The organism is Streptomyces sp. NPDC043908 (assembly GCF_056435525.1).
In genome coordinates this window covers 814,936-837,973 of record NZ_JBWKEI010000002.1, presented here as the reverse complement: position 1 = coordinate 837,973, position 23,038 = coordinate 814,936, and the positions used below count along the sequence as shown (strand labels likewise).

Annotated in this window: 21 protein-coding genes, 1 rRNA gene and 2 riboswitches; of the genes, 16 read left to right on the top strand and 6 right to left on the bottom strand. The window is 71.1% G+C overall.

Annotated features, from left to right (window positions below; genetic code table 11):
* Positions 1-141: 141 nt before the first annotated feature.
* From rrf to AC069K_RS07980, 11 genes are all read left to right on the top strand, one after another.
* Positions 142-258: ribosomal RNA gene (rrf, locus tag AC069K_RS08030) — 5S ribosomal RNA — on the top strand.
* A 159-nt stretch (positions 259-417) separates the two neighbouring features.
* The gene (clsA, locus tag AC069K_RS08025; RefSeq protein WP_358837619.1) at positions 418-1,026 is read left to right on the top strand and encodes a cardiolipin synthase ClsA; all 609 of its coding nucleotides are present in this window, start codon (positions 418-420) and stop codon (positions 1,024-1,026) included.
* 110 nt (positions 1,027-1,136) lie between these two features.
* Complete coding sequence (locus tag AC069K_RS08020) at positions 1,137-3,632, top strand: sugar phosphate nucleotidyltransferase (RefSeq protein WP_478613262.1); 2,496 nt, start codon at positions 1,137-1,139, stop codon at positions 3,630-3,632.
* A gap of 97 nt (positions 3,633-3,729) precedes the next feature.
* Positions 3,730-4,653, top strand: coding sequence for a DUF881 domain-containing protein (locus tag AC069K_RS08015; RefSeq protein ID WP_358832069.1), 924 nt, complete (start codon positions 3,730-3,732; stop codon positions 4,651-4,653).
* The gene (locus AC069K_RS08010) at positions 4,650-4,982 is read left to right on the top strand and encodes a small basic family protein (protein WP_003970459.1); all 333 of its coding nucleotides are present in this window, start codon (positions 4,650-4,652) and stop codon (positions 4,980-4,982) included. Before AC069K_RS08015 ends, AC069K_RS08010 begins: the two co-directional genes overlap by 4 nt.
* Positions 4,983-4,987: 5 nt before the next feature.
* Complete coding sequence (locus AC069K_RS08005) at positions 4,988-5,914, top strand: DUF881 domain-containing protein (RefSeq protein WP_478613257.1); 927 nt, start codon at positions 4,988-4,990, stop codon at positions 5,912-5,914.
* A gap of 82 nt (positions 5,915-5,996) precedes the next feature.
* The gene (locus AC069K_RS08000) at positions 5,997-6,944 is read left to right on the top strand and encodes an FHA domain-containing protein (RefSeq protein WP_358832079.1); all 948 of its coding nucleotides are present in this window, start codon (positions 5,997-5,999) and stop codon (positions 6,942-6,944) included.
* Positions 6,945-7,004: 60 nt separating this feature from the next.
* Positions 7,005-7,748: a transcriptional regulator FtsR gene (ftsR, locus tag AC069K_RS07995; protein WP_365103992.1), complete on the top strand. Its 744-nt coding sequence runs from the start codon at positions 7,005-7,007 to the stop codon at positions 7,746-7,748.
* 53 nt (positions 7,749-7,801) lie between these two features.
* On the top strand, positions 7,802-8,275 hold the full coding sequence (locus AC069K_RS07990; RefSeq protein ID WP_006123076.1) for a bifunctional nuclease family protein: 474 nt from the start codon (positions 7,802-7,804) through the stop codon (positions 8,273-8,275).
* 269 nt (positions 8,276-8,544) lie between these two features.
* The gene (locus tag AC069K_RS07985; protein WP_478613333.1) at positions 8,545-9,093 is read left to right on the top strand and encodes a MerR family transcriptional regulator; all 549 of its coding nucleotides are present in this window, start codon (positions 8,545-8,547) and stop codon (positions 9,091-9,093) included.
* A gap of 56 nt (positions 9,094-9,149) precedes the next feature.
* Positions 9,150-10,703 (top strand): DNA polymerase IV, encoded by a 1,554-nt coding sequence (locus AC069K_RS07980; RefSeq protein ID WP_478613252.1) that lies wholly within the window; start codon positions 9,150-9,152, stop codon positions 10,701-10,703.
* On the opposite strand, the gene AC069K_RS07975 is transcribed toward AC069K_RS07980, so the two are convergent.
* Positions 10,610-10,996 (bottom strand): PRC-barrel domain-containing protein, encoded by a 387-nt coding sequence (locus AC069K_RS07975; RefSeq protein ID WP_365103999.1) that lies wholly within the window; start codon positions 10,994-10,996, stop codon positions 10,610-10,612. The genes AC069K_RS07980 and AC069K_RS07975 overlap by 94 nt on opposite strands.
* 111 nt (positions 10,997-11,107) lie before the next feature.
* A riboswitch (glycine riboswitch) is annotated at positions 11,108-11,205 on the top strand.
* Positions 11,206-11,340, top strand: a riboswitch (glycine riboswitch).
* Between the two features lie 60 nt (positions 11,341-11,400).
* Here AC069K_RS07975 and gcvP point away from each other — a divergent pair.
* Positions 11,401-14,286, top strand: coding sequence for an aminomethyl-transferring glycine dehydrogenase (gene gcvP / locus AC069K_RS07970; RefSeq protein WP_478613248.1), 2,886 nt, complete (start codon positions 11,401-11,403; stop codon positions 14,284-14,286).
* A gap of 126 nt (positions 14,287-14,412) precedes the next feature.
* Here gcvP and AC069K_RS07965 read toward each other — a convergent pair whose 3' ends face one another.
* On the bottom strand, positions 14,413-14,619 hold the full coding sequence (locus tag AC069K_RS07965) for a DUF5999 family protein (protein ID WP_478613245.1): 207 nt from the start codon (positions 14,617-14,619) through the stop codon (positions 14,413-14,415).
* A 367-nt stretch (positions 14,620-14,986) separates the two neighbouring features.
* The gene (locus AC069K_RS07960) at positions 14,987-15,574 is read right to left on the bottom strand and encodes a hypothetical protein (RefSeq protein ID WP_365104003.1); all 588 of its coding nucleotides are present in this window, start codon (positions 15,572-15,574) and stop codon (positions 14,987-14,989) included.
* 490 nt (positions 15,575-16,064) lie between these two features.
* On the opposite strand from AC069K_RS07960, the gene AC069K_RS07955 reads away from it, so the two are divergent.
* Positions 16,065-17,573 (top strand): glutamate-cysteine ligase family protein, encoded by a 1,509-nt coding sequence (locus AC069K_RS07955; protein WP_478613241.1) that lies wholly within the window; start codon positions 16,065-16,067, stop codon positions 17,571-17,573.
* 37 nt (positions 17,574-17,610) lie between these two features.
* On the opposite strand, the gene AC069K_RS07950 is transcribed toward AC069K_RS07955, so the two are convergent.
* The gene (locus AC069K_RS07950; protein WP_478613238.1) at positions 17,611-19,395 is read right to left on the bottom strand and encodes a substrate-binding domain-containing protein; all 1,785 of its coding nucleotides are present in this window, start codon (positions 19,393-19,395) and stop codon (positions 17,611-17,613) included.
* Positions 19,396-19,559: 164 nt separating this feature from the next.
* Here AC069K_RS07950 and AC069K_RS07945 point away from each other — a divergent pair, with 164 nt between their 5' ends.
* The gene (locus AC069K_RS07945) at positions 19,560-20,363 is read left to right on the top strand and encodes a CPBP family intramembrane glutamic endopeptidase (protein WP_365104011.1); all 804 of its coding nucleotides are present in this window, start codon (positions 19,560-19,562) and stop codon (positions 20,361-20,363) included.
* Positions 20,364-20,687: 324 nt separating this feature from the next.
* Entirely contained in the window at positions 20,688-21,284 is a 597-nt protein-coding gene (locus AC069K_RS07940) for a PadR family transcriptional regulator (RefSeq protein WP_365104013.1), read from the top strand.
* A gap of 242 nt (positions 21,285-21,526) precedes the next feature.
* On the opposite strand, the gene AC069K_RS07935 is transcribed toward AC069K_RS07940, so the two are convergent.
* Both AC069K_RS07935 and AC069K_RS07930 read right to left on the bottom strand, forming a co-directional pair.
* Positions 21,527-21,955 carry a type II toxin-antitoxin system Rv0910 family toxin gene (locus AC069K_RS07935; protein ID WP_478613234.1) on the bottom strand — a complete coding sequence of 143 codons (429 nt, stop codon included), beginning with the start codon at positions 21,953-21,955 and terminating at the stop codon, positions 21,527-21,529.
* Between the two features lie 87 nt (positions 21,956-22,042).
* Positions 22,043-22,240 (bottom strand): hypothetical protein, encoded by a 198-nt coding sequence (locus AC069K_RS07930; RefSeq protein WP_358836221.1) that lies wholly within the window; start codon positions 22,238-22,240, stop codon positions 22,043-22,045.
* Between the two features lie 232 nt (positions 22,241-22,472).
* Here AC069K_RS07930 and AC069K_RS07925 point away from each other — a divergent pair, with 232 nt between their 5' ends.
* Complete coding sequence (locus AC069K_RS07925) at positions 22,473-23,015, top strand: peptidase (RefSeq protein WP_478613230.1); 543 nt, start codon at positions 22,473-22,475, stop codon at positions 23,013-23,015.
* Positions 23,016-23,038: the final 23 nt, after the last annotated feature.

Here is a 23,038-nt window from a genome sequence, read left to right as displayed (position 1 = left end):
CCAGATGTGGAAGCCTCGTAAGGGGTGGAGCTGACTGGTACTAATAGGCCGAGGGCTTGTCCTCAGTTGCTCGCGTCCACTGTGTTAGTTCTGAAATAACGAACAGCTGTGTCAATGCCAGCGTTCAAATTTTCATAGTGTTTCGGTGGTCATAGCGTTAGGGAAACGCCCGGTTACATTCCGAACCCGGAAGCTAAGCCTTTCAGCGCCGATGGTACTGCAGGGGGGACCCTGTGGGAGAGTAGGACGCCGCCGAACAAATTTTAGCCTCAACCCCCGTGCCCTTTTGGGCCGGGGGTTGAGGCATTTTTGCGTTCAGGACCCGTTCGGATCGGGCTCGTACCCCTGTGCTCTCATGCCCTCGCGCTGCCGGTAAGGTCAGGGGGCATCGTTGGCACGTTCACAGGAGGCCCCCGGGTGGAGGTCCAGGAGACTCGCGTTCAGACGGACCGGGTACTCACCATCCCCAACGTCCTCAGCATGGCGCGCCTCGTCGGCGTACCCGTGTTCCTGTGGCTGATCCTCCGCCCCGAGTTCGGCGGGCCCAAGAGCGATGGCTGGGCATTGCTCGTACTGGCGCTCAGCGGTGTCAGCGACTACCTGGACGGGAAGCTCGCCCGGCGCTGGAACCAGATCAGCAGTCTCGGCCGGCTGCTCGACCCGGCCGCCGACCGGCTGTACATCCTTTCCACCCTCGTCGGCCTCACCTGGCGGGAGATTCTCCCCGTTTGGCTGACCGCTGCCCTTCTGGCCCGGGAGCTGATGCTTCTGGTGATGGTGGGAATCCTCCGCAGGCACGGCTATCCGCCGCCGCAGGTGAACTTCCTGGGTAAGGCCGCCACCTTCAACCTCATGTACGCCTTCCCGTTGCTACTGCTGAGCGATGGAAGCGGATGGCTCGCCGACCTGGCGGCGATTTTCGGATGGGCGTTCGCCGGATGGGGTACAACTCTGTATTGGTGGGCAGGGATCCTGTATGTGGTTCAGGTCCGCCGGCTGGTCAAGGCGGACTCAGAGGCCGATTGAGCTCGTCGGCGGTCCCTCGGAGCTGAGGGATCCGCGCTTGATGCCAGGGATCCCACCCGGACGGGTGCAGTCGGCTAGACCGTTGTCTCGTCAAGGAGGACGCTTCCGACATGAAGGCCGTCGTGATGGCCGGTGGCGAAGGAACACGCCTTCGCCCCATGACCTCGAGCATGCCCAAGCCGCTCCTGCCGGTGGCCAACCGGCCGATCATGGAGCATGTGCTTCGGCTGCTCAAGCGGCATGGGCTGCATGAAACCGTCGTGACCGTGCAGTTCCTGGCCTCTCTGGTCAAGAACTACTTCGGTGACGGCGAAGAGCTCGGAATGGAGCTCACCTATGCCAATGAGGAGAAGCCGCTCGGCACCGCGGGCAGCGTCAAGAACGCCGAAGAGGCCCTGAAGGACGATGCCTTCCTCGTCATCTCCGGTGACGCCCTCACCGATTTCGATCTGACGGATCTCATCAACTTCCACAAGGAGAAGGGCGCACTGGTCACGGTGTGCCTGACCCGGGTGCCCAACCCGCTGGAATTCGGCATCACCATCGTGGACGAAGAGGGAAAGGTCGAGCGCTTCCTGGAGAAGCCGACCTGGGGCCAGGTCTTCTCGGACACGGTGAACACCGGAATCTATGTGATGGAGCCGGAGGTCTTCGACTACGTCGAGGCCGATACGTCCGTCGACTGGTCCGGTGACGTCTTCCCTCAGCTGATGAAGGAGGGCAAGCCCATCTACGGCTATGTCGCCGAGGGCTACTGGGAGGACGTGGGCACGCACGAGAGCTATGTGAAGGCGCAGGCCGACGTCCTCGAAGGCAAGGTCGACGTCGACATCGACGGCTTCGAGATCTCGCCGGGCGTCTGGGTCGCGGAGGGCGCCGAGGTCCACCCGGACGCGGAGCTGCGCGGTCCGCTCTACATCGGCGACTACGCGAAGGTCGAGGCCGGGGCGGAGATCCGTGAGCACACGGTGATCGGCTCCAACGTCGTCGTCAAGGAGGGTGCCTTCCTCCACAAGGCCGTCGTCCACGACAACGTCTACATCGGCCAGCACAGCAATCTGCGCGGCTGTGTGATCGGCCGGAACACCGACATCATGCGGGCGGCCCGCATCGAGGACGGGGCGGTCATCGGGGACGAGTGCCTGGTCGGTGAGGAATCGATCATCCAGGGCAACGTCCGCGTCTATCCGTTCAAGACCATCGAGGCGGGCGCGTTCGTCAACACCTCGGTGATCTGGGAGTCGCGCGGCCAGGCCCATCTCTTCGGGGCGCGCGGTGTCTCCGGCGTCCTCAACGTGGAGATCACCCCGGAGCTGGCGGTGCGGCTGGCCGGCGCGTACGCGACGACGCTGAAGAAGGGCGCGACCGTCACCACGGCCCGTGACCACTCGCGTGGCGCGCGCGCCCTGAAGCGTGCGGTGATCTCGGCCCTCCAGGCCAGCGCCATCGACGTACGCGATCTGGAGAACGTGCCGCTGCCGGTGGCCAGACAGCAGACCGCGCGAGGCAGTGCCGGCGGGATCATGATCCGGACCTCGCAGGGCGTGCCGGACTCCGTGGACATCATGTTCTTCGACGAGCGCGGGGCGGACCTCTCGGCGGCCGGGCAGCGCAAGCTGGACCGGGTCTACGCCCGTCAGGAATACCGGCGTGCGTTCCCCGGTGAGATCGGTGACCTGCAGTTCCCGAGCAGCGTCTTCGACTCGTACACCGGATCGCTGCTGCGCAAGGTCGACACGACCGGGGTCGAGGAGGCCGGGCTGAAGGTCGTGGTCGACGCCTCCAACGGCAGTGCGGGGCTGGTCCTGCCCAGTCTGCTCGGGCGGCTCCAGGTCGACTCGCTCGTCATCAACCCGGGGCTCGACGAGTCGCGGCCGACCGAGACCGCCGACGCCCGGCGGGCCGGTCTGGTGCGGCTCGGCGAGATCGTGGCCTCGTCCCGTGCCGCGTTCGGCGTGCGGTTCGACCCGGTGGGCGAGAAGCTGTCGCTCGTCGACGAGCGCGGCCGGATCGTCGAGGACGACCGGGCGCTCCTGGTGATGCTCGACCTGGTGGCGGCCGAGCGGCGCAGCGGGCGGGTGGCCCTTCCGGTGACCACGACCCGTATCGCCGAGCAGGTCGCCGCGTACCACGGCACGCAGGTGGAGTGGACGACGACGTCGGCCGACGACCTGACGCGGGTGGGCCGCGAGGGGTCGACCATCTTCGGTGGCGACGGGCGCGGCGGGTTCATCATTCCCGAGTTCAGCAGCGTCTTCGACGGCGCCGCCGCCTTCGTCCGCCTCATCGGTCTGGTGGCGCGGACGCAGCTGACGCTCAGCCAGATCGACGCGCGGATACCGCGTGCCCATGTGCTGCGCAGGGACCTGGCCACGCCGTGGGCGGTCAAGGGCATGGTCATGCGGCGCGTGGTGGAGGCCGCCGGGGACCGCTCGGTGGACACGACCGACGGTGTGCGCGTGGTCGAGGCCGACGGGCGCTGGGTGATGGTGCTGCCCGACCCCGCCGAGGCGGTCACCCATCTGTGGGCCGAGGGGCCCGACGACGCGTCCGCGCAGGCGCTGCTCGACGAGTGGTCCGCGATCGTGGACAGCGCGGGTCACTGAGGTCCGCACCGGGTGCCGGGCGGCGTCGTGGGACGCCGCCCGGCACACCGGTGGGGCCATTCGGCGGCAGGGGCGCCGACGTGCGACGATGTGCGGCATGTCGCAGCCGCCCCCCGTTCGGAGCACTCCTTCTCCGCCGTCCCGCCCCGACGCGTCCATGTCGCTGCTGACCAATGTGATGGACCACGCCCTCGACGACGGGTACGCCGAGGCGACGGCCCGGCGCCGGGCCGAGGGGCACGAGGGCATGCCCCGGACCCTGAGCGCGAAGCTCGGGCTGGCGGCCGGTCTGGTGCTCGCCGCGGTGGTGGTGACGGTCGGTGCCGCGCAGGCGCGGATAACGGCGCCCGTGGTGGCCAAGGAGCGCCAGGAGCTCATCGGGCGCGTGGAGGCCGAGACCAAGGCGGCGGACGACCTCCAGAAGAGGGTCGACTCCCTGCGCGGCGAGGTCGGTGACCGCCAGCGCAAGGCACTGGAGAAACACGGCGGTGACCAGGGCGAACTGGTCGCTCTGCTGTCCGGCGCCACCGAGGTGCACGGCCCCGGTGTGAAGCTCGTCGTGGACGACGCCAAGAACACCGAGACGGGCGGTGGTGGCGGCCCGCGCGAGAACAGCGGCTTCTCCGACACCGGGCGGGTCCGCGACCGGGACATGCAGCGCGTCGTCAACGGTCTGTGGCAGTCGGGCGCGGAGGCCGTCGCCATCAACGGGCAGCGGCTGACCGCTCTTTCGGCGATCAGGGCGGCGGGCGACGCCATACTGGTCGACAACAGGCCGCTGGTGCCGCCGTACACGGTGCTCGCGGTGGGCGACGGCAAGAAGCTCAGCACCGCCTTCCAGGACAGTGCCGACGGACAGTACCTCCATGTGCTCCAGGAGAACTACGGCATCCGTTCCAGCATTTCGGACCAGACGGAGGTGCGCCTGCCGGCCGCGCCGAGCCTGATCGTACGTACAGCACAGCCGCAGGCCACCGGCGCCGGCAGGGGCGCGGCCGCCAGAAGGAAAGGCACATCGTGATCGCCGTACTTGGCCTCGTCGTGGGAGTCGTGGTCGGACTGTTGGTCCGGCCCGAGGTGCCCGCGGTGGTCGAGCCGTATCTGCCCATCGCCGTCGTGGCCGCGCTGGACGCGGTCTTCGGTGGTCTGCGGGCCATGCTCGACGGCATCTTCGTCGACAAGGTCTTCGTGGTGTCCTTCCTGTCGAACGTCGTGGTGGCGGCGCTGATCGTGTTCCTCGGTGACAAGCTGGGCGTGGGCGCGCAGCTGTCGACCGGTGTGGTCGTCGTGCTCGGCATCCGGATCTTCTCCAACGCCGCGGCCATCCGCCGCCACGTCTTCCGGGCGTGAGGCCGATGAGCAGCGAAGACTCGCCCGAGCAGGGGCCGGGGCGTACGCCGGGGCCCGCCGCCGGAGGCACTCCTTCCACTCCGGAGCGGCCGCGGCCCGACACGCCCGGGGCCTCCGGCCAGCCGAAGTCCGCCGGCACGCCGGTGCCGCCCGGTCCGCCGCCGGTGCCCGAGGCGCCCGCTCCCGGGCCCGAGGAGCCGTCGGGCCCGCAGGTGACGGGCCGCCAGCGGCTGGCCGCCGGGCTGTGGCCGCCGCGGGTGACCCGGGCCCAACTGATCGTCGCCCTGCTGCTGTTCGTGCTCGGCCTGGGACTGGCCATCCAGGTCCGCTCCACCAGCGACAACAGCGCGCTGCGCGGGGCCCGCCAGGAGGACCTGGTGCGCATCCTCGACGAGCTCGACTCCCGTACGAAGCGGCTTGAGGACGAGAAGACGCGGCTGGAGGGGCAGCGCACGGAGCTGGAGACCAGCTCCAACCAGGCGGCCGAGGCGCGCAAGCAGACCCTGGAGAAGGAGCGCCAGCTGGGCATCCTGGCCGGCACGGTCGCCGCGCAGGGCCCCGGCATCACGCTGACCATCACCGACGCCAAGAAGGCGGTCGAGGCGGACAAACTGCTCGACACCATCCAGGAGCTGCGCGCGGCGGGCGCGGAGGCCATCCAGGTCAATGACGTCCGGGTGGTCGCCGACACCTATTTCTCGGACGCGGACGGCGGCATCGAGATCGACGGTCACCGGGCCACCGCCCCTTACGTCTTCAAGGTGATCGGGAAGCCACAGGATCTCGAACCCGCGCTCAACATCCCCGGCGGTGTGGTGCAGACTCTGGAGAAGGAGCAGGCCACGGCCACGGTGGTCCGTTCCGACAAGATCGTCGTGGATGCCTTGCGACCGGCGAAGCGGCCTGACTACGCTCGGTCGTCCTCGCGGTGACGCGGGGCCGCATGCCGGTGACGGCACAAGGGCATGAGCTTGCGGGGGGTCGGCGCACCCAACTCGTGGTGCGTGGTGGAAACTGTTTGGTGGATACGGACGTTGTGAGGATGTCCGGGTCGGCCGGTGTGTTGATTCTGGGTTCGTCCTGCCCCACGGGCGGGTCTGTTTCGGTCAAGGGGAATCGCCCGTGAAGTTGTTTGCGAAGTTGTTCGGCAAGAGCGCACGTGAGGACGGTGCCGCCGGCTCCGCCCGGCACCGTGCCCGGGGCCGTGGACAGGCGGAGGAGCAGGGCGGCGAGCGCCCGCTGTTCCGCGATGAGGTGGGCCGCCCCGGTGGCGACATTCCGGGCGGTCCGGGCGCGTCTTCTGTTGACCCTGCCGGTCCCGGCCGCATAGGTTTCCAGGACCCATCGAGTGCGGGTCCGGGTGGCGGGTTCGCGTCCGATCCGTATGCGACCAGCTCCCACGCGGTCCAGTCGGGGCAGGAGGATCCGTCCATGCCGGTGTGTACGAGGTGCGGGCACAGCAACGCGGCGGCGAGCCGCTTCTGCTCCAACTGCGGGGCGCCGCTGCGCCCGGGCGCGGTCCCCGAGCGTGCCGCGGAGACCACGTCGACGATCTCGATCTCCGGCCTGGAGGCGTACGACTCCGAGGTGACGGGCCAGACGGCGCTGCCGTCGCTGTCGCCGGAGGCGCAGGCCGCGGTGGACGCGCTGCCGCTGGGCTCTGCCCTCCTGGTGGTGCGCCGCGGCCCCAACTCGGGCAGCCGCTTCCTTCTGGACGGCGAGCTGACCACGGCGGGCCGGCATCCGCAGAGCGACATCTTCCTGGACGACGTGACCGTCTCGCGCCGCCACGTGGAGTTCCGCCGCAACCCGGACGGCCGTTTCACCGTCTCGGACGTCGGCAGCCTCAACGGCACGTATGTGAACCGGGAGCGGATCGACTCGATCGACCTGTCCAACGGCGACGAGGTGCAGATCGGGAAGTACCGGCTGGTGTTCTACGCGAGCCAGCACGGCGTCTGACCCTCTCCCAGACTCCGTCCGGGGGGACCCGCAAGGGGGAAGACCCACCAGGGAAGGCCCATGCTGCACACACCGACGGGCGGTGCCGGGAACGGCACCGCCACCGCGGGCGACCGGCTGATGAGCATCGGGACGGTGCTGAACCAGCTGCGCGAGGAGTTCCCCGAAGTCACCATCTCCAAAATCCGCTTCCTGGAGTCCGAGGGTCTCGTGGAGCCCCGGCGCACGCCGTCGGGGTACCGCAAGTTCAGCCCCGAGGACGTGGAGCGGCTCGCCCAGGTCCTGCGGATGCAGCGGGACCACTATCTGCCGCTGAAGGTCATCCGCGAGCATCTGGACGCGCTGAGCCGCGGTGAGCAGCCCGTGCTGCCCGCCGCGGGCGGAGCGCGCGATCTGGCGGACGGCGGGGGCGAGGGCGACCCGGAGCGCCCCACGGCGTCCCGTGTGGGGCGTACGGAGCTTCTGGTGGCCGCTGAGGTCACCGAGGCGGAGCTGACCGAGTGGGAGTCCTACGGGCTGATCTCGGCCGGTCCCGAGGGCGGCTACGACGCGGAGTCGGTGAACGTGGCCCGCCTGGTGGCGGACCTGGGCCGATTCGGTCTCGAACCGCGTCATCTTCGCGCCATGAAGGCGGCCGCCGACCGCGAGGCCGGGCTGGTCGAACAAGTGGTCGCACCCCTGCGTCTGCACCGCAACCCGCAGACCAGGGCGCATGCGGAGGCCACGGTCAGGGAGCTCGCGGCGCTCACCGTGCGGCTCCACGCGGCCATGGTCCAGACCGCTCTCGGGGTCCGGCTGCACTGACCCCGGGGGTCCCCGACTACCCAAACCTGCCGGGCACGTCCTAGGGTTGCTGTGTGAACGAGCTCGACGTCGTGGGTGTCCGGGTGGAAATGCCCTCCAACCAACCGATCGTGCTCCTGCGTGAAGTGGGAGGCGATCGGTACCTCCCGATCTGGATCGGTCCAGGGGAGGCGACCGCGATCGCCTTCGCCCAGCAGGGGATGGCTCCGGCGCGGCCGCTGACGCACGACCTTTTCAAGGACGTGCTGGAGGCCGTGGGCCAGGAGCTCACCGAGGTCCGCATCACGGACCTGCGCGAAGGTGTCTTCTACGCGGAGCTGGTCTTCGCCAGCGGGGTCGAGGTGAGCGCGCGACCATCGGACGCCATAGCGCTCGCCCTGCGCACCGGAACGCCGATCTACGGCAGTGACGGGGTGCTCGACGACGCGGGGATCGCCATCCCGGACGAGCAGGAGGACGAGGTGGAGAAGTTCCGCGAGTTCCTCGACCAGATCTCGCCCGAGGACTTCGGCACCAACAGCCAGTGAGCCGCGCGCCCGGAGCCCCGTGAAACCCGGCGGCTCCGGGGCATTCGAGTAGCCTTTCCCGGAAGAGGGGTACGCGAAACCACTCTCAGGGTGATTATCACTCGGCGTGCCGAGTGTGGCGATCGTTGACGCACCCCGAGTGACTGCCTACCGTCGTGAGGGCAGTTCTAGGACGGAGGGTCGGCGTGAGAAGCAGCGGCGGCGACAGTACGGCAGGGGAGGCCCCCGGATGTCCGGGGGGGAGCGGGCCGTACCCGCCTCCGAGTCCTCTGCCGGGTACGAGCGGTGGCCACCCCCTTCACGACAGCACGGCCGACACCGGCACCGACACCGTCGGATACCGGGGGCCGACGGCGTGCGCGGCGGCGGGGATCACCTACCGGCAGCTCGACTACTGGGCGCGGACCGGCCTGGTCGAGCCCAGTGTGCGTCCGGCGTACGGATCGGGGACCCAGCGGCTGTACAGCTTCAAGGACGTCGTGGTCCTCAAGATCGTCAAGCGTTTCCTGGACACCGGGGTCGCCCTCCAGAACATCCGCACCGCCGTGCAGCACCTGCGGGAGCGCGGCTTCCGTGATCTGGAGCGGATGACGCTGATGAGCGACGGGGCGACGGTGTACGAGTGCTCCTCGCCCGACGAGGTCGTCACCCTGCTCCAGGGCGGCCAGGGGGTCTTCGGCATCGCCGTCGGCGTGGTGTGGCGCGATGTGGAGACGGCGCTGTCCCAGCTGCACGGCGAGCGGGTCGACACCGGCGAGACGCTGGTCGGGAACAACCCGGCCGACGAGCTGGCCCGGCGCCGCAACCGCGCGGTCTGAGGGGCCGCCGGGCCGCAGGGGGCCGATTGTCAGTGGTGTGAGGCAGCATCGGTGGTGTGAGAGCCGCGCCGACCATCCTGCATCTGGACATGGATGCCTTCTTCGCCGCCGCAGAGCAGGCGTCGAAGCCCAGCCTGCGCGGAAAGCCCGTGATCGTGGGCGGCCTCGGACCGCGCGGTGTGGTGGCCACCGCGTCGTACGAGGCACGGCGCTTCGGCGCGCGCTCCGCGATGCCGATGGCGCAGGCCAGACGGCTCTGTCCGAACGGCGCCTACCTCGTCCCGCGCTTCACGTTCTACCGCTCGATCAGCGAGCAGGTGATGGAGCTGCTGGGGCGGCTGTCGCCCCTGGTGGAGCCGCTGAGCCTCGACGAGGCCTTCGTGGACCTGGAGGCCGGGGGAGTCGCGTGGGACGCCCAGTCGGCCCGTGAGGCCGGTCAGCGGCTGCGCGCGGACATCCGGGCGGTGACGGGGCTGACGGGATCGGTGGGCCTCGCGGGGTCCAAGATGCTCGCGAAGATCGCCTCGGAGGAGGCGAAGCCGGACGGGCTGATGCTCATCGAGCCCGGCACCGAGCGGGAACTGCTCGCCCCGATGCCGGTCAGGACGCTGCCGGGCGTGGGGCCCGCGACGGGCGAGCACCTGCGCAGGGCGGGGATGACCACGGTCGCGGATCTGGCCGAGGCGGGCGAGGACGAGCTCGTACGGCTGCTGGGCAAGGCGCACGGCGCCTCACTGCACCGGATGGCGCTCGGCCTCGACGACCGGCCGGTGGTGGCCGAGCGGGACACCAAGTCGGTGTCGGTCGAGGACACCTTCGACGTGGACCTGCACGACCGGGTGCGGGTGATGACCGAGGTGGGACGGCTCGCCGACCGCTGTGTGCAGCGCCTGCGGGCCTCCGGGCACTCCGGCCGCACGATCGTCCTGAAGGTCCGCCGATACGACTTCTCCACGCTGACCCGGTCCGAGACGCTCCGCGGGCCCACGGACGATCCCGCGGTGGTGCGCGAGGCGGCCGGCCGGCTGCTCGACTCCGTGGACACCACCGGCGGCGTGCGTCTGCTGGGGGTCGGGGTCAGCGGCCTCGCCGACTTCACCCAGGAGGACCTCTTCGCCCAGGCGGCGGGCGAGCGGTCGGCGGGTGATCAGGGCACGGCGGAGCAGGCGCCCGTCGAGGCCGGGACCGGGGCGGAGGCGGCCGCCCCCGAACAGCCGGAGGCGGTGGACCCGGCCGAGCGGCGCTGGCTGGCCGGGCACGACGTGCACCACCGCGCGTTCGGCCCCGGCTGGGTGCAGGGCAGCGGGGTGGGCCGGGTCACCGTCCGGTTCGAGACGCCCACCTCCGCCGTCGGGCGGGTGCGGACGTTCCGGGTGGACGACCCCGACCTGGAGCCGTCCGAGCCGCTGCGGCTGGTGGACGTGGCAGGGGAAGCGGCGACCGGGCAGACGGGTGAAGGGGCCGGGCGGGAGCAGACGGGTGACGGCGGACCGGGGGAGCAGGGCGGCGCGGAGGGTCAGGCGTCGTCCTCCTCACCCGCGAGCCGTCCGAAGTCCCGGTCGCGGTCGGCGCCGGGCAGCGGATCGGGGGCGGCGATGTCGAGACCGTAGTGGTGGTAGAGCTGGAGCTCCTGTTCGGGGGAGAGGTGGCGGCCGACGCCGAAGTCGGGAGCGTCCTTGATCAGCGCCCGGTCGTAGGGGATGTGCAGCGCCTCGTCGACGAGGGCGCTGGGTTCCAGGGGGACGAAGGCGTCCCGGCTGAACAGCCCGGTGCGTACGGCGGCCCACTCGGGGACTCCGGTGGCGTCGTCGAGGTACACCTCGTCCACCGTGCCGATCTTGTTGCCGTTACGGTCGAACGCCTTGCGGCCGATCAGGCTGCGCGGATCGATATCGGTCTGCACGGTCCCTCCAACAGGTCGCAACTGCTCGTAACACTACGAAAGTGCACAACGGGGGCGTCGGCCACTCGAAGGATCAGGGCCGGGCCGCGCTGGTAGGCTGGCGATGGCTGCTGACCCCGTGCGGGAGAGTCCTCCGGAAAGATGTCCGGAGGCGCCGAAGGAGCAAATCCTCCCCGGAATCTCTCAGGCCCACGTACCGCGCGGACGAGGTCACTCTGGAAAGCAGGACGGGGGACGTGCGGGCTCAGGCCTGTGCGCGCACCCCTTCCTCACCGACGGTGAAAGCCGGGACGCCCCCACGCGCCCCGGTGAAGCTCTCAGGTTGAGATGACAGAGGGGGAGGCCGTCCGGGCACCCGCGCCGTGGTGCCCCTCGCAGGTCGTGCAGACCAGGAGGCCTCCGTAATGACCGCCAACCGCATGCCGCTCACCGAGCTCGAGCGTGGCATCCCCTTCGAGCAGCGTCACATCGGGCCCGACGCCGAGGCCCAGGCGAAGATGCTCGCGCAGGTCGGCTACGGCTCGCTCGACGAGCTGACCGCCGCGGCGGTGCCGGACGTGATCAAGAGCGCCGAGGCGCTGGGTCTGCCCGGCGCCCGCACCGAGGCCGAGGTCCTGGCCGAGCTGCGCTCCCTCGCGGACCGCAACCAGGTCCTGGCCCCGATGATCGGCCTGGGCTACTACGGCACGTTCACCCCGCCGGTGATCCTGCGCAACGTCATGGAGAACCCCGCCTGGTACACGGCGTACACGCCGTACCAGCCGGAGATCTCGCAGGGCCGCCTGGAGGCGCTGCTCAACTTCCAGACCGTCGTCGCCGACCTCACCGGGCTGCCGACCTCCGGCGCCTCGCTGCTCGACGAGGGCACCGCGGCCGCCGAGGCGCTCGCGCTCTCCCGCCGCGTCGGCAAGGTCAAGGGCGGGGTCTTCCTCGTCGACGCCGACACCCTCCCGCAGACGGTGGCCGTCATAGAGACGCGCGCCGAGCCGACGGGTGTCGAGGTCGTCGTCGCCGACCTCAGCCGCGGCATCCCGGCCGAGGTGGCCGAGCGTGGTGTCTTCGGCGTGCTGCTCCAGTACCCGGGCGCCTCCGGCGAGGTCCGCGACCTCAAGCCGGTCATCGACGAGGCCCACGAGCTGGGCGCGATCGTCACCGTCGCCGCCGACCTGCTCGCCCTGACCCTGCTGACCTCGCCCGGCGAGCTCGGCGCGGACATCGCCGTCGGCACCACCCAGCGCTTCGGCGTCCCCATGGGCTTCGGCGGCCCGCACGCCGGCTACATGGCGGTCCAGGAGAAGTTCGCCCGCAGCCTGCCCGGCCGCCTGGTCGGCGTCTCCGTCGACGCGGACGGCAACAAGGCGTACCGCCTGGCGCTCCAGACCCGTGAGCAGCACATCCGCCGCGAGAAGGCCACCAGCAACATCTGTACCGCGCAGGTCCTGCTCGCCGTCATGGCCGGCATGTACGCGGTCTACCACGGCCCGGACGGCCTGCGGCAGATCGCCCGGCGCACCCACCGGTACGCGGTGATCCTCGCCGAGGGCCTGCGCGCCGCCGGTGTGGAGGTCGTGCACGGCTCGTACTTCGACACGCTGACCGTCCGGGTCCCCGGCAAGGCCGCCGAGGCCGTCGCCGCCGCCCGTGACGGCGGGGTCAACCTGCACCTGGTCGACGCCGACACCGTCTCGATCGCCTGCGACGAGACCACCGACCGCGACCGCGTCGCCGCGGTCTGGGCCGCCTTCGGCGCCGAAGGCGACATCGAGGCGCTGGACGCCTCGGCCGCCGACACGCTGCCGGGCGCGCTGCTGCGCACCGACGAGTTCCTCACCCACCCGGTCTTCCACCAGCACCGCTCCGAGACCGCGATGCTGCGCTACCTGCGCAAGCTCGCCGACCGCGACTACGCGCTGGACCGCGGCATGATCCCGCTCGGCTCCTGCACCATGAAGCTGAACGCGACCACCGAGATGGAGCCGGTCACTTGGCCCGAGTTCGGTCAGATCCACCCCTTCGCGCCGGTCGAGCAGGCCGGGGGCTACCTCACGCTCATCCACGAGCTGGAGGAGCGCCTCGCCGAGGTCACCGGATACGACGCGGTGTCCATCCAGCCCAACGCCGGTTCGCAGGGCGAGCTCGCGGGTCTGCTCGCGGTCCGCGCCTACCACCGCGCCAACGGCGACGAGCAGCGCACGGTCTGCCTGATCCCCTCCTCCGCCCACGGCACCAACGCGGCCAGCGCCGTGATGGCCGGGATGAAGGTCGTCGTGGTGAAGACCGCCGACGACGGCGAGGTCGACATCGCGGACCTGCGCGCCAAGATCGAGCAGTACCGCGACGAGTTGTCGGTGCTGATGATCACCTACCCGTCCACGCACGGGGTGTTCGAGGAGCACGTCGCCGACATCTGCGGCGAGGTGCACGACGCGGGCGGCCAGGTCTACGTGGACGGCGCCAACCTCAACGCGCTGGTGGGTCTCGCCAAGCCGGGCAAGTTCGGCGGCGACGTCTCGCACCTGAACCTGCACAAGACGTTCTGCATCCCGCACGGCGGCGGCGGCCCGGGCGTGGGCCCGGTCGGTGTGCGCGCGCACCTCGCGCCGTACCTGCCGAACCACCCGCTCCAGCCGACCGCGGGACCGGAGACGGGCGTCGGCCCGATCTCGGCCGCCCCGTGGGGCTCGGCCGGCATCCTGCCGATCTCGTGGGCGTACGTCCGGCTGATGGGCGCCGAGGGCCTCAAGCGCGCCACCCAGGTCGCGGTCCTCGCGGCCAACTACATCGCCAAGCGCCTGGAGCCGCACTACCCGGTGCTCTACACCGGCCCCAACGGCCTGGTGGCGCACGAGTGCATCGTCGACCTGCGGCCGCTGTCGAAGGCGACCGGCGTCAGCGTCGACGACATCGCCAAGCGTCTGATCGACTACGGCTTCCACGCGCCGACCATGTCGTTCCCGGTGGCCGGCACGCTGATGATCGAGCCGACCGAGTCCGAGGACCTGATCGAACTCGACCGGTTCTGCGAGACGATGATCGCGATCCGTGGCGAGATCGAGAAGGTCGCCTCGGGCGAGTGGCCCGCCGACGACAACCCGCTGGCCAACGCCCCGCACACGGCGGCGGCGCTCGGCGGCGAGTGGAACCACGCGTACAGCCGCGAGGAGGCGGTCTTCCCGGCCGGCGTCTCGAAGGCCGACAAGTACTGGCCGCCGGTGCGCCGCATCGACGGCGCCTTCGGCGACCGCAACCTGGTCTGCTCCTGCCCTCCGCTGGACGAGTACGACCACTGAAGTAGGGCCGTCTACGGCTGACATACGTCGGGGCCGGTACGGGGATCTCCTCCCCGGGCCGGCCCCTTCTTGTGCGGTGCTGTTCTCCCGTGCGGCGCGTCGCGGCGTTGTGCCCGCCGGGCCGCGCTAGGCGGCCTTCGCCACCTGGCCCGCGTTCAGCGCCCGGTGCGGGGCGATGATCCGCCCGTCCGGCAGCAGCTCACCGGTGTCCTCGAAGATCAGGACGCCGTTGCACAGCAGGCTCCAGCCCTGCTCCGGGTGGTGCGCCACGAGCTGCGCGGCCTCCCGGTCGGCGGAGTCGGCTGTCGGGCAGGCTGGCTGGTGCTGGCACATGGATGCGTTCTCTCGCTGCGTCGTAGTAGTGAATGTCCTGCGGCTCGATGCGGTGGTCATGGCCGCCCCCCGTTGCTCAGTCGGTCGGTCCGCTCCCAGTGTTGCCCTACGGACGTCAATCCGCAGGGATTTAGCGGCACCACTTCCTACCGCATATTGACGCATCACTCGTGCGGCCGGTTCAACTCAACTGCCCTGCCTCTTCGGGTGGTTCGCACTGGCCGTTACGGACTAGCCCGTACGGAGGAGGGCGCGCGCGGGCGTACGCGAAAGCGCCCCGGGCCGCAGGGGGCTCCGGGGCGCCGGGTGGTTCTCGCAGGCGTGCGACCGCGGTGGGGGCCGGCCGGCCCGGCGGCCCGCCGGCCCGTCAGACCGGCTGGCTCAGCAGCGGCGCGGGCGCGAGTCTCAGGGTCATCACCGGCAGGAGCTCGGAGACCCGGTGCGGCCGGTGGGCGCAGATGCCGGGCGGGGCGGGCGCCAGCGGCACCAGCAGGTCCGCCGGGTCCAGCTCGCCCGAGGCGGGGTCGGCCGTGAGGTCGCGCCGCAGCCACAGGGTGAGCATGTACAGCTCGGGCACCGAGAGCAGCCGGGCCTCGACGTCCATGGTGAGCGCCTCCGCCTGGCGCAACGCGCGCTGGGTGGAGGCGATGTAGGGCCCTTCGAAGAAGTGCGAGAAGGCCCAGCCGTCCGGGGTGAGCATGGTGTCCGCCGCGGCGACCGCGCTCCCCGCGTCGCTGATGAGGAAGCGCCAGCCCGCCAGGCGGCTGTGCGGGGCGCGGGCGCTCGGGGTGATCCGGTCCAGCACATGGACGGGCAGCGGGAGTTCGGGGGTCAGCGGGCCCTGTGCGGAGCGCAGGGCGGGGGTGCGGGCCGCGCGGACGGCGGTGGGGGAACCGAGTGCCGCGAGGACGCTGCGCAGGGCGGGCGCGGGAGCCGGGGGAACATGCAGCGGCATGGTGGGTCGCCTCTCACTTCGGAGACACGGTGATGCGTGGGCGTTGCGGACAGCGCTGTCTGCGGTGACACGGGGTCAGAGGGGGGCCGGGTGACTGGGGCCGGGGCGCCGACTCTCTGCCTCGTTCGCGAAGTTTATACGACACGTGTTCAGGGGGTGTTTCGGCTAGCGGTCCGCAGTATTATGGGCAAGTCGGATTCAGGTCCTGGTGATGCGGCATTCATCCCGGTTCGGGGAACGGGGTACGCGACTGGCCAGGAAAGGTCCGCCGAGGGCGGTCGGCCGAAACGCGTCGGTGTTTCTCACGATTCCCGCAGGACCGGTATCCGCGGGTTGGTGTATGCCGAATGCACGTGCCCGGGGCCGGTTCGTACCAGCTTACTACCCGGGCCCCGCCCAGGGGACGTTATAGATCAGCCAGTCGGGGCATTATCGACCGTGACGCAAGCGGCCGGACCGACCGGCTGCCCATTCGAGGAGGGACGCTTCGATGGGTGAGAAGGTCGTGGCGGCCGAGCTCGACCTGTCCGACCGGCACGCGTACCGGCAGAAGCTCCAGCGGTGCCTGGAGGGGCTGGGGCGGCTTATGACCGAACGGAGGTTCGATCGCCCCAGGAATCTCATGGGTGTGGAGATCGAGCTGAATCTCGTGGGGCCGGACGGTATGCCGCGCATGAGGAACGCGGAGGTTCTGGAGCGCATTGCGAGCAAGGATTTCCAGACCGAACTCGGGATGTTCAATCTCGAAGTGAATATCGCCCCCCACCCGCTCGGCGGGCGGGTCTTCGATCAGCTCTCCGAGGAGTTGCGGACCGGTCTCGGGTATGCCGAGCGCAAAGCCGGCGAGGTCGGTGCCGGGATCCTGATGATCGGAATTCTCCCGACGCTCGCCCAGCGTGACCTCGTTTCGGCGAACCTTTCCGACGCCGACCGCTATGTGCTGCTCAACGACCAGATCGTGGCCGCCCGCGGGGAGGATTTCACCCTCGACATCGAAGGCGTCGAACGCCTCGTCTGCACCTCGGGATCCATCACCCCGGAAGCCGCCTGCACCTCGGTACAGCTGCACCTCCAGGTCACGCCTGCCCGCTTCGCGGCGGTGTGGAACGCCGCGCAGGCCATCGCCGCCGTACAGATCGCGGTGGGGGCCAACGCGCCCTTCCTGTTCGGCCGGGAGCTGTGGCGCGAGTCGCGGCCGCCGCTGTTCGAGCAGGCCACCGACACCCGGCCCGCCGAGCTACGCGCCCAGGGCGTGCGCCCGCGCACGTGGTTCGGCGAGCGCTGGGTGACCTCCGCTTACGAGCTGTTCGAGGAGAACCTGCGGTACTTCCCGCCGCTGCTGCCGATCTGCGACGAGGAGGACCCGCTGCGGGTGCTGTCGGAGGGCGGGGTGCCCAGCCTCCAGGAGCTCGTGCTGCACAACGGCACGATCTACCGCTGGAACCGCCCGGTGTACGGGATCGCCGACGGCGTGCCGCATCTGCGGGTCGAGAACCGGGTGCTCCCGGCCGGACCGACCATCACCGACGTCATCGCCAACGCGGCCTTCTACTACGGACTCGTGCGCTCCCTCGCCGAGGACAGCAGGCCGGTGTGGAACCGGCTGCCGTTCGAGGCCGCCGCCGCGAACTTCGAGACGGCCTGCCGCCAGGGTATCGACGCCGAACTGCTGTGGCCCGTGCCGCGCCGAGGGGGCGGCGTCGCGCGCGTACCGGCCGTCAAGCTGGTCCGGGACGAACTCCTGCCGCTCGCCCACGCCGGGCTCGACGCCTGGGGGGTGGAGCCGGCCGACCGGGACCGCTACCTCGGCGTCATCGAGGAGCGCTGCCGCCGCCGCGTCAACGGCGCCTCCTGGCAGGTCGACACCTATCACCGCGCTCTGGAGTCGGGGATGGGCCGGGAGGCGGCGCTGGCCGCCACCACCCGCCGCTACCGCGACCTGACGCTCCAGGGCGAGCCGGTCCACACCTGGCCGGTGGGGGTCCCGTCGTCGGGGTGAGGGGCAGGGCGCGTGCGGGTGTCTCAGCTTGCGCGTCTCAGCTGGTGGCGCCGCCCCGGCCGACCGTCATGACGGCCTTGAGGATCACCGCCTGGATCTCGGCCGGGTCGGTGACCTGGTAGCCCGCGCCGCCGGTGGCCCGGGCCATCTCCCTCACCGACTCCCCGTCCGCGTCAGGACCCACCGCGATGGCGATCACCGGCACCGGCTTCGCCGGGTCGGAGAGCCGCTGGAGCCGGGTGAGGAGCTCGGCGCGCGAGATGCTGCCCGGGTCCTCGTTGGCGCCGTCCGTGAGGATCACCACCGCGTTGAACTTCCCCGGCCGGTAGCCCGCCGTGGCCTGCCGGCAGGCGGCGAGCATCGTGTCGTAGAGCCCGGTCGCCCCGTCCGGCACCGGGCGGAGCGCGTCGAAGGCGGCGGTCAGCCGCTCGCGCTGGGTGCGCCCGCCCTTGACGGGGTCGCCGAGGCGGGCGGTCGGCACCAGCTCCCGGTAGTCGCGTGAGCCGTCGAGACGGGTGGCGAAGTCCCACAGGCCGATCTCGTCCTCGGGCGTGAACTGCGCCAGCGCCCCGAGCAGGGAGGCGCGGGTGACGTCCATCCGGGACCGGCCGCCCGCGCCCGGGACCGGCGCGGCCATCGACCCCGAGGCGTCCACGACCGTGGTGAGCCGGGCGCTCTGCACGATGATCGTCCACATCCCGAGGGCTTCCTGGAGCTCCTTGGCGGACGGGGCCTCGGCGGTGGAGGTGGCGTAGGGCTGCGGGGCCGCCGCGCCCGCCTTCCGCACGGCCCCCTCGTCCGCCGCCTCGCCGGGGGCGCGGAAGCCGCTCCTGATCAGGGTCCGCCGGGACTCCGGCTCGCCGAGCAGCGTCAGGAACCGCATCGCGGCGCGGCTGCGGTCGGTGCTCAGCCGGTTCTCGCGGACGATGGCGTACGGGTAGTCGAGCAGCGGCGTGCCGTCCTCGGGATAGAACAGGTCGAGCCCCTGCCCGGCGTCCCGGCCGGTGTTGTACGCGTACGCCGCCTGCTCGGACAGGACGACGGCCTGGTTGTGGCGCGGGTCGCCGCTCCCGCCGTCCGCGCCGCCCCGGGCGAGCGTGGCGACCACCTGGGCGTCGGTGTCGGAGGTGCGCTGCGCGAGCGCCTTGGCCACGGCCGCGGCCCCCGTACCGCCGTCCGCGCCCTGGCGGGCGGCGGAGCGCCCTACGCTGCTCAGCGCGAGGAGGCCGGCGGCCGAACGGGCCGGGTCGGCCGCGCCCAGGCGCAGGGTGTCCGAGCGGGTGGCGGCCGCGGCGAGTTCGGCCCAGGTGTGCGTGCGCGAGGGCCAGCCCAGGGACTTGGCGGCGGCCGGCACCAGGGCGAGCGCCACCGGCGAGGCGGCGACATGGCCCGCCGTGGCGACCGGGACGCTCGCGCCGCCCTCCTTGGCGCGGTCCACCCAGAGCGCCGAGTCCGGGATCCACACCGCGAAGCCGGGCTCGCGGCCCGCGCGGAGCGCGGCGGCCACCTGGTACGACTCACGGGCGGTGACCCGGACGTCGATGCAGGAGCCGTCGGAGGTGACCTTCTCGGCGCGCGCCCGCTCGGCGACGGACCGGACGGCCGGGGCGACATCGGGGGAGGCGACGAGATCCAGCCGGACCGCGGAGTCCCGGCACGCGTCGCCGAAGGAGAGCAGTCCGCTGCTCGCCGCGACGGCCGCTCCGCCCGCCACGGCGAGGACGAGCAGGGTGGCGACGGTGACGGTACGGCGGCGCGGGGCGGCCGGGCGGCCCCGGGTTCCCTCGGGCGCGTGCGGGTCGGGCAAGCTGTGACGTCCCATGGCGGTGGTGCCCTCCTTGAATCCCGTACAAGGAAAAAAGGGGGAACGCACCATCGAAATGGCGCTCGCCCCCCGGCCTGTCGCGCGCGATCTTCGTACTTTCATTCGAGACCCTAGCGGGGCAGTGGTGGGCATGGGACGGGTTCGTTCAACTGGAGGCAGGTGTGCAGGTGGAGGCGGGGCGTGTGGCTGATTCTCTTCCCGAACGGGGGGTCTCGCCGCGGATCCTCCGGTCCGAGACGGTGCTCGTGCTGGCCCTCTCGCTCGGCGCGAGCGGTGTGTCGGCGCTGATCAGCTTTGTCGGATCGGTGACCAGGCCGGGCGGCCTCAAGGACCAGGCGGCCAGGCTCAACACCTCGCACGCCCCCGGGCGGCCCTGGCTGGATCTCGCCTGGCAGCTCTTCGGTATCGCGAGCGCGCTGGTGCCCGTGGCGCTCGTGGCGCATCTGCTGCTGCGGGAGGGGGCGGGCGGTCTGCGCGTCCTCGGATTCGACCGCCGGCGGCCCGGAACGGACCTCGGCAGGGGAGCGCTGATCGCCGCCGGGATCGGCAGCGTGGGGCTCGGGTTCTATCTGCTGGCGCGGGCGGTGGGGGGCAATCTCACGGTCGTCCCCGAGTCGCTGCCGGACGTCTGGTGGAAGTACCCGGTGCTCGTCCTGTCGGCGGTGCAGAACGCCGTACTGGAGGAAGTGATCGTCGTCGGGTATCTGCTGCGCCGACTCGGCCAGTTGGGGTGGACCCCGCTCGCGGCGCTGGCGGCGAGCTCGGTCCTGCGCGGCTCCTACCACCTCTACCAGGGCATCGGCGGCTTCCTCGGCAACATGGCGATGGGCGTCGTCTTCGTCCTGCTCCACCGGCGCTGGCAGCGGGTCGGGCCGTTGGTCGTGGCCCATTCCCTGCTCGACATCGGGGCGTTCGTGGGGTACGCGCTGCTCGCGGGGAAGGTGAGCTGGCTGCCGACGGTGTGAGCGGGGCGGCCCACGCGCGCGTGGATGACGGGTAAGGGGCGTACGGCCATGGCGTACGCCCCTTACTCATGCCGTCGGCGGGTTTCCGGTGAACGGGCGGTCGGTGAAGGCGTCGACGATGCGGATCCGCATGGGCAGGACGGTACGGGCCGGAGCAGGCCACCGGCCAAGGCCAATCCGGGATGGCCGGCCTGCTCGGTGGCCCTTCGCGGGGCGTCGCTCCTTCCCGCCTCGGTCGGCTGTCGTATCGGAGGGTTGTTAACCGAACAGTTCCGATATATCGTTGAGGTATCGCGACGGATCACCGATGGAAGGAGCGTAGCGATGCGTTCACATGGACATGGGCACGGACAGCACGGACCCGGCCATCACGGCCGGGGCGACTTCGAGGGGCGGCGTGCCGCCTTCGGGCCGTTCGGTCCCGGCTTCGGCGGCGGCCCCTTCGGGCCCGGCCGCGGCGGTCGGGGCGGTCCTCGGGGCAGGGCGCGGCGCGGGGATGTCCGCGCGTCGATCCTGGCCCTGCTGAAGGACCGGCCGATGCACGGTTACGAGATGATCCAGGAGATCGGCGAGCGCAGCGGCGGGGCGTGGAAGCCCAGCCCTGGCTCGGTCTACCCGACCCTCCAGATGATGGAGGACGAGGGCCTGATCACCAATGAGAGCGAGGGCGGCAAGAAGCTGTTCACGCTCACCGACGCCGGACGCGCCGAGGCCGAGTCGGGGTCCGAGGCCCCGTGGGAAGAGGCCGGGCGCGGGGTCGACTGGGAGAGCATGAACGAGATCCGCCAGGCCGGGTTCGGTCTGATGGAGGCGTTCGGCCAGGTCTGGAAGACCGGCACCGCCGAGCAGCGCAAGAAGGCGCTCGGGGTCATCAACGACGCCCGCAAGAAGCTGTATCTGATCCTGGCCGACGAGGACTGACCCCGCCGGCCGCCGAGAGCCCCGCGACCGCCGGTCGCGGGGCTCTCGCGCGCGAGCGGGGGCGTCACCCGCGGACGGGTCGGAGTACACGAACACCCGGACTCTCGCGCGCGCGGAGTGCGGGACCACGGCCATGATGTTGAGCCCCGGGCTCTCGCGCGCGCGGAGTGCGGCCAGGTGAACCGGACGTCCGCTCGAATCCCCCGCCCGGCACTCTCTCGCGCGCGGACTGCGGAGGATCGTCAGGCCACCAGGGCGCCCAGCTTGCGCAGCGACTCGTTCAGCGCGGCCGTCGCCGAGTCCTTCAGCTTGCCCGCCATCAGCGAGACGGCCGCGCCGGTGAACTCGCCGTCGACCCGTACCACCGTCGCGTCCCCGTCGGGAGTGAGGGTGTAGCGGTTGCCGACGATCACCCCCATCGGCCCCTTGCCCCTGACGCCGAGGAGGCGGCCCGCCTCGAACTCCTCCACGGTCCAGACGACCTCGGCCGGGAAGCCCATGAGCCTCATGTTCTCGGCGTAGGTCGCGCCGAGCTCCAGCCGCGCGGGGCCGCCGTGCGGAAAGCCAGTGTGGGTGGCGTTCCACTCGCCGTACGCGGTGAAGTCGGTCAGCCGCTCCCAGACCTTCTCCGCCGGAGCCTCCAGGCGCGCCTCGGCGCTGACCTCGGCCATACGACCACCCCTTCGAGTCCTTGACGTCCTGCGAACGTGTCGCGGAACGTAGCCGGGGGCCCGTGAACATTCAATACTGATGAACCGTCAGATCATGGAGCCGCTGAGCGGCAGCGCCCATATCCGCGCCGAGTCGAAGAGGTCGGACGCGCGCGGCCGCGAGGACTCGTCATGGCAGTGGAAGGCGGCCCAGAACAGATCGCCGGGCAGCGCGTCCCGCGGGGCGTACACGCGGTACACGTACTGCAGCCCGTCCTCGGCGAGCAGGGCGACCATCCAGCACATCGGGCCCCTCCCGCGGTTGCCGTGGCGGCTGTGTCGTACGGGAGGGGACGTTTTCGGGGGCGGTGCGGTTGCGTGCGGGGCGTACGGCGAAGAGCCGCACGCCCCCGAGGTGTCAAAACGCAGATCTCATCCAGAAGGAGGAGAACCCGGTCATCCGTCCCCACCCAACGTCGGATGCGGAATGCTTCCCGGCGGGGATGTTCCGGGGCGTTCTGCCTGATGGGGTGGGAGCGTGCACCCTCCGATCCCACGGGTCCCGGCCGTCCCGGCTCCGGCCCCCGCCGACCGCGACCTCGAAGCCCGGCTCACCGACGCGATGGCCCCGGTGGTCGCCGGTGCCCGCAGGAGGGCGCTGCGCGACGGCGACCGGCAGATCGACACCGCCCATCTGCTGCACTCGGTGATGGAGACCGACCCCGAGGTGCGGGCCGCGTTCGACGGCGCCCCGCAGGTGGCGCGGGTGCTGGGCTATCTCGTCCAGCGCTCCATCGGATACGGCCTGCGCTGGCAGGGGTCGGTGGAGGACTCGGGGGCGCTGCCGCTGCTCGACCAGCCCGGATGGTCGCCCGCCGCGGTCACCGCGATGGAGGGCGCGCTGGCCCGCGCCGAGGCCCGGGGGGACGTCCGGGTAGGGGGCACCGACCTGCTCGCGGCGCTCGCCGCCGACCCGGAGTCCCGTGCCGTGATGGTCCTCGACCACGCCGGGGTCGACGCCCGGGAGCTCTCCGAACGGCTCGTCGGGGCCCCGCCGTCTCGACAGGTGTCACAGGGGTGACGGTCCTGACTTCTCCTGTCATG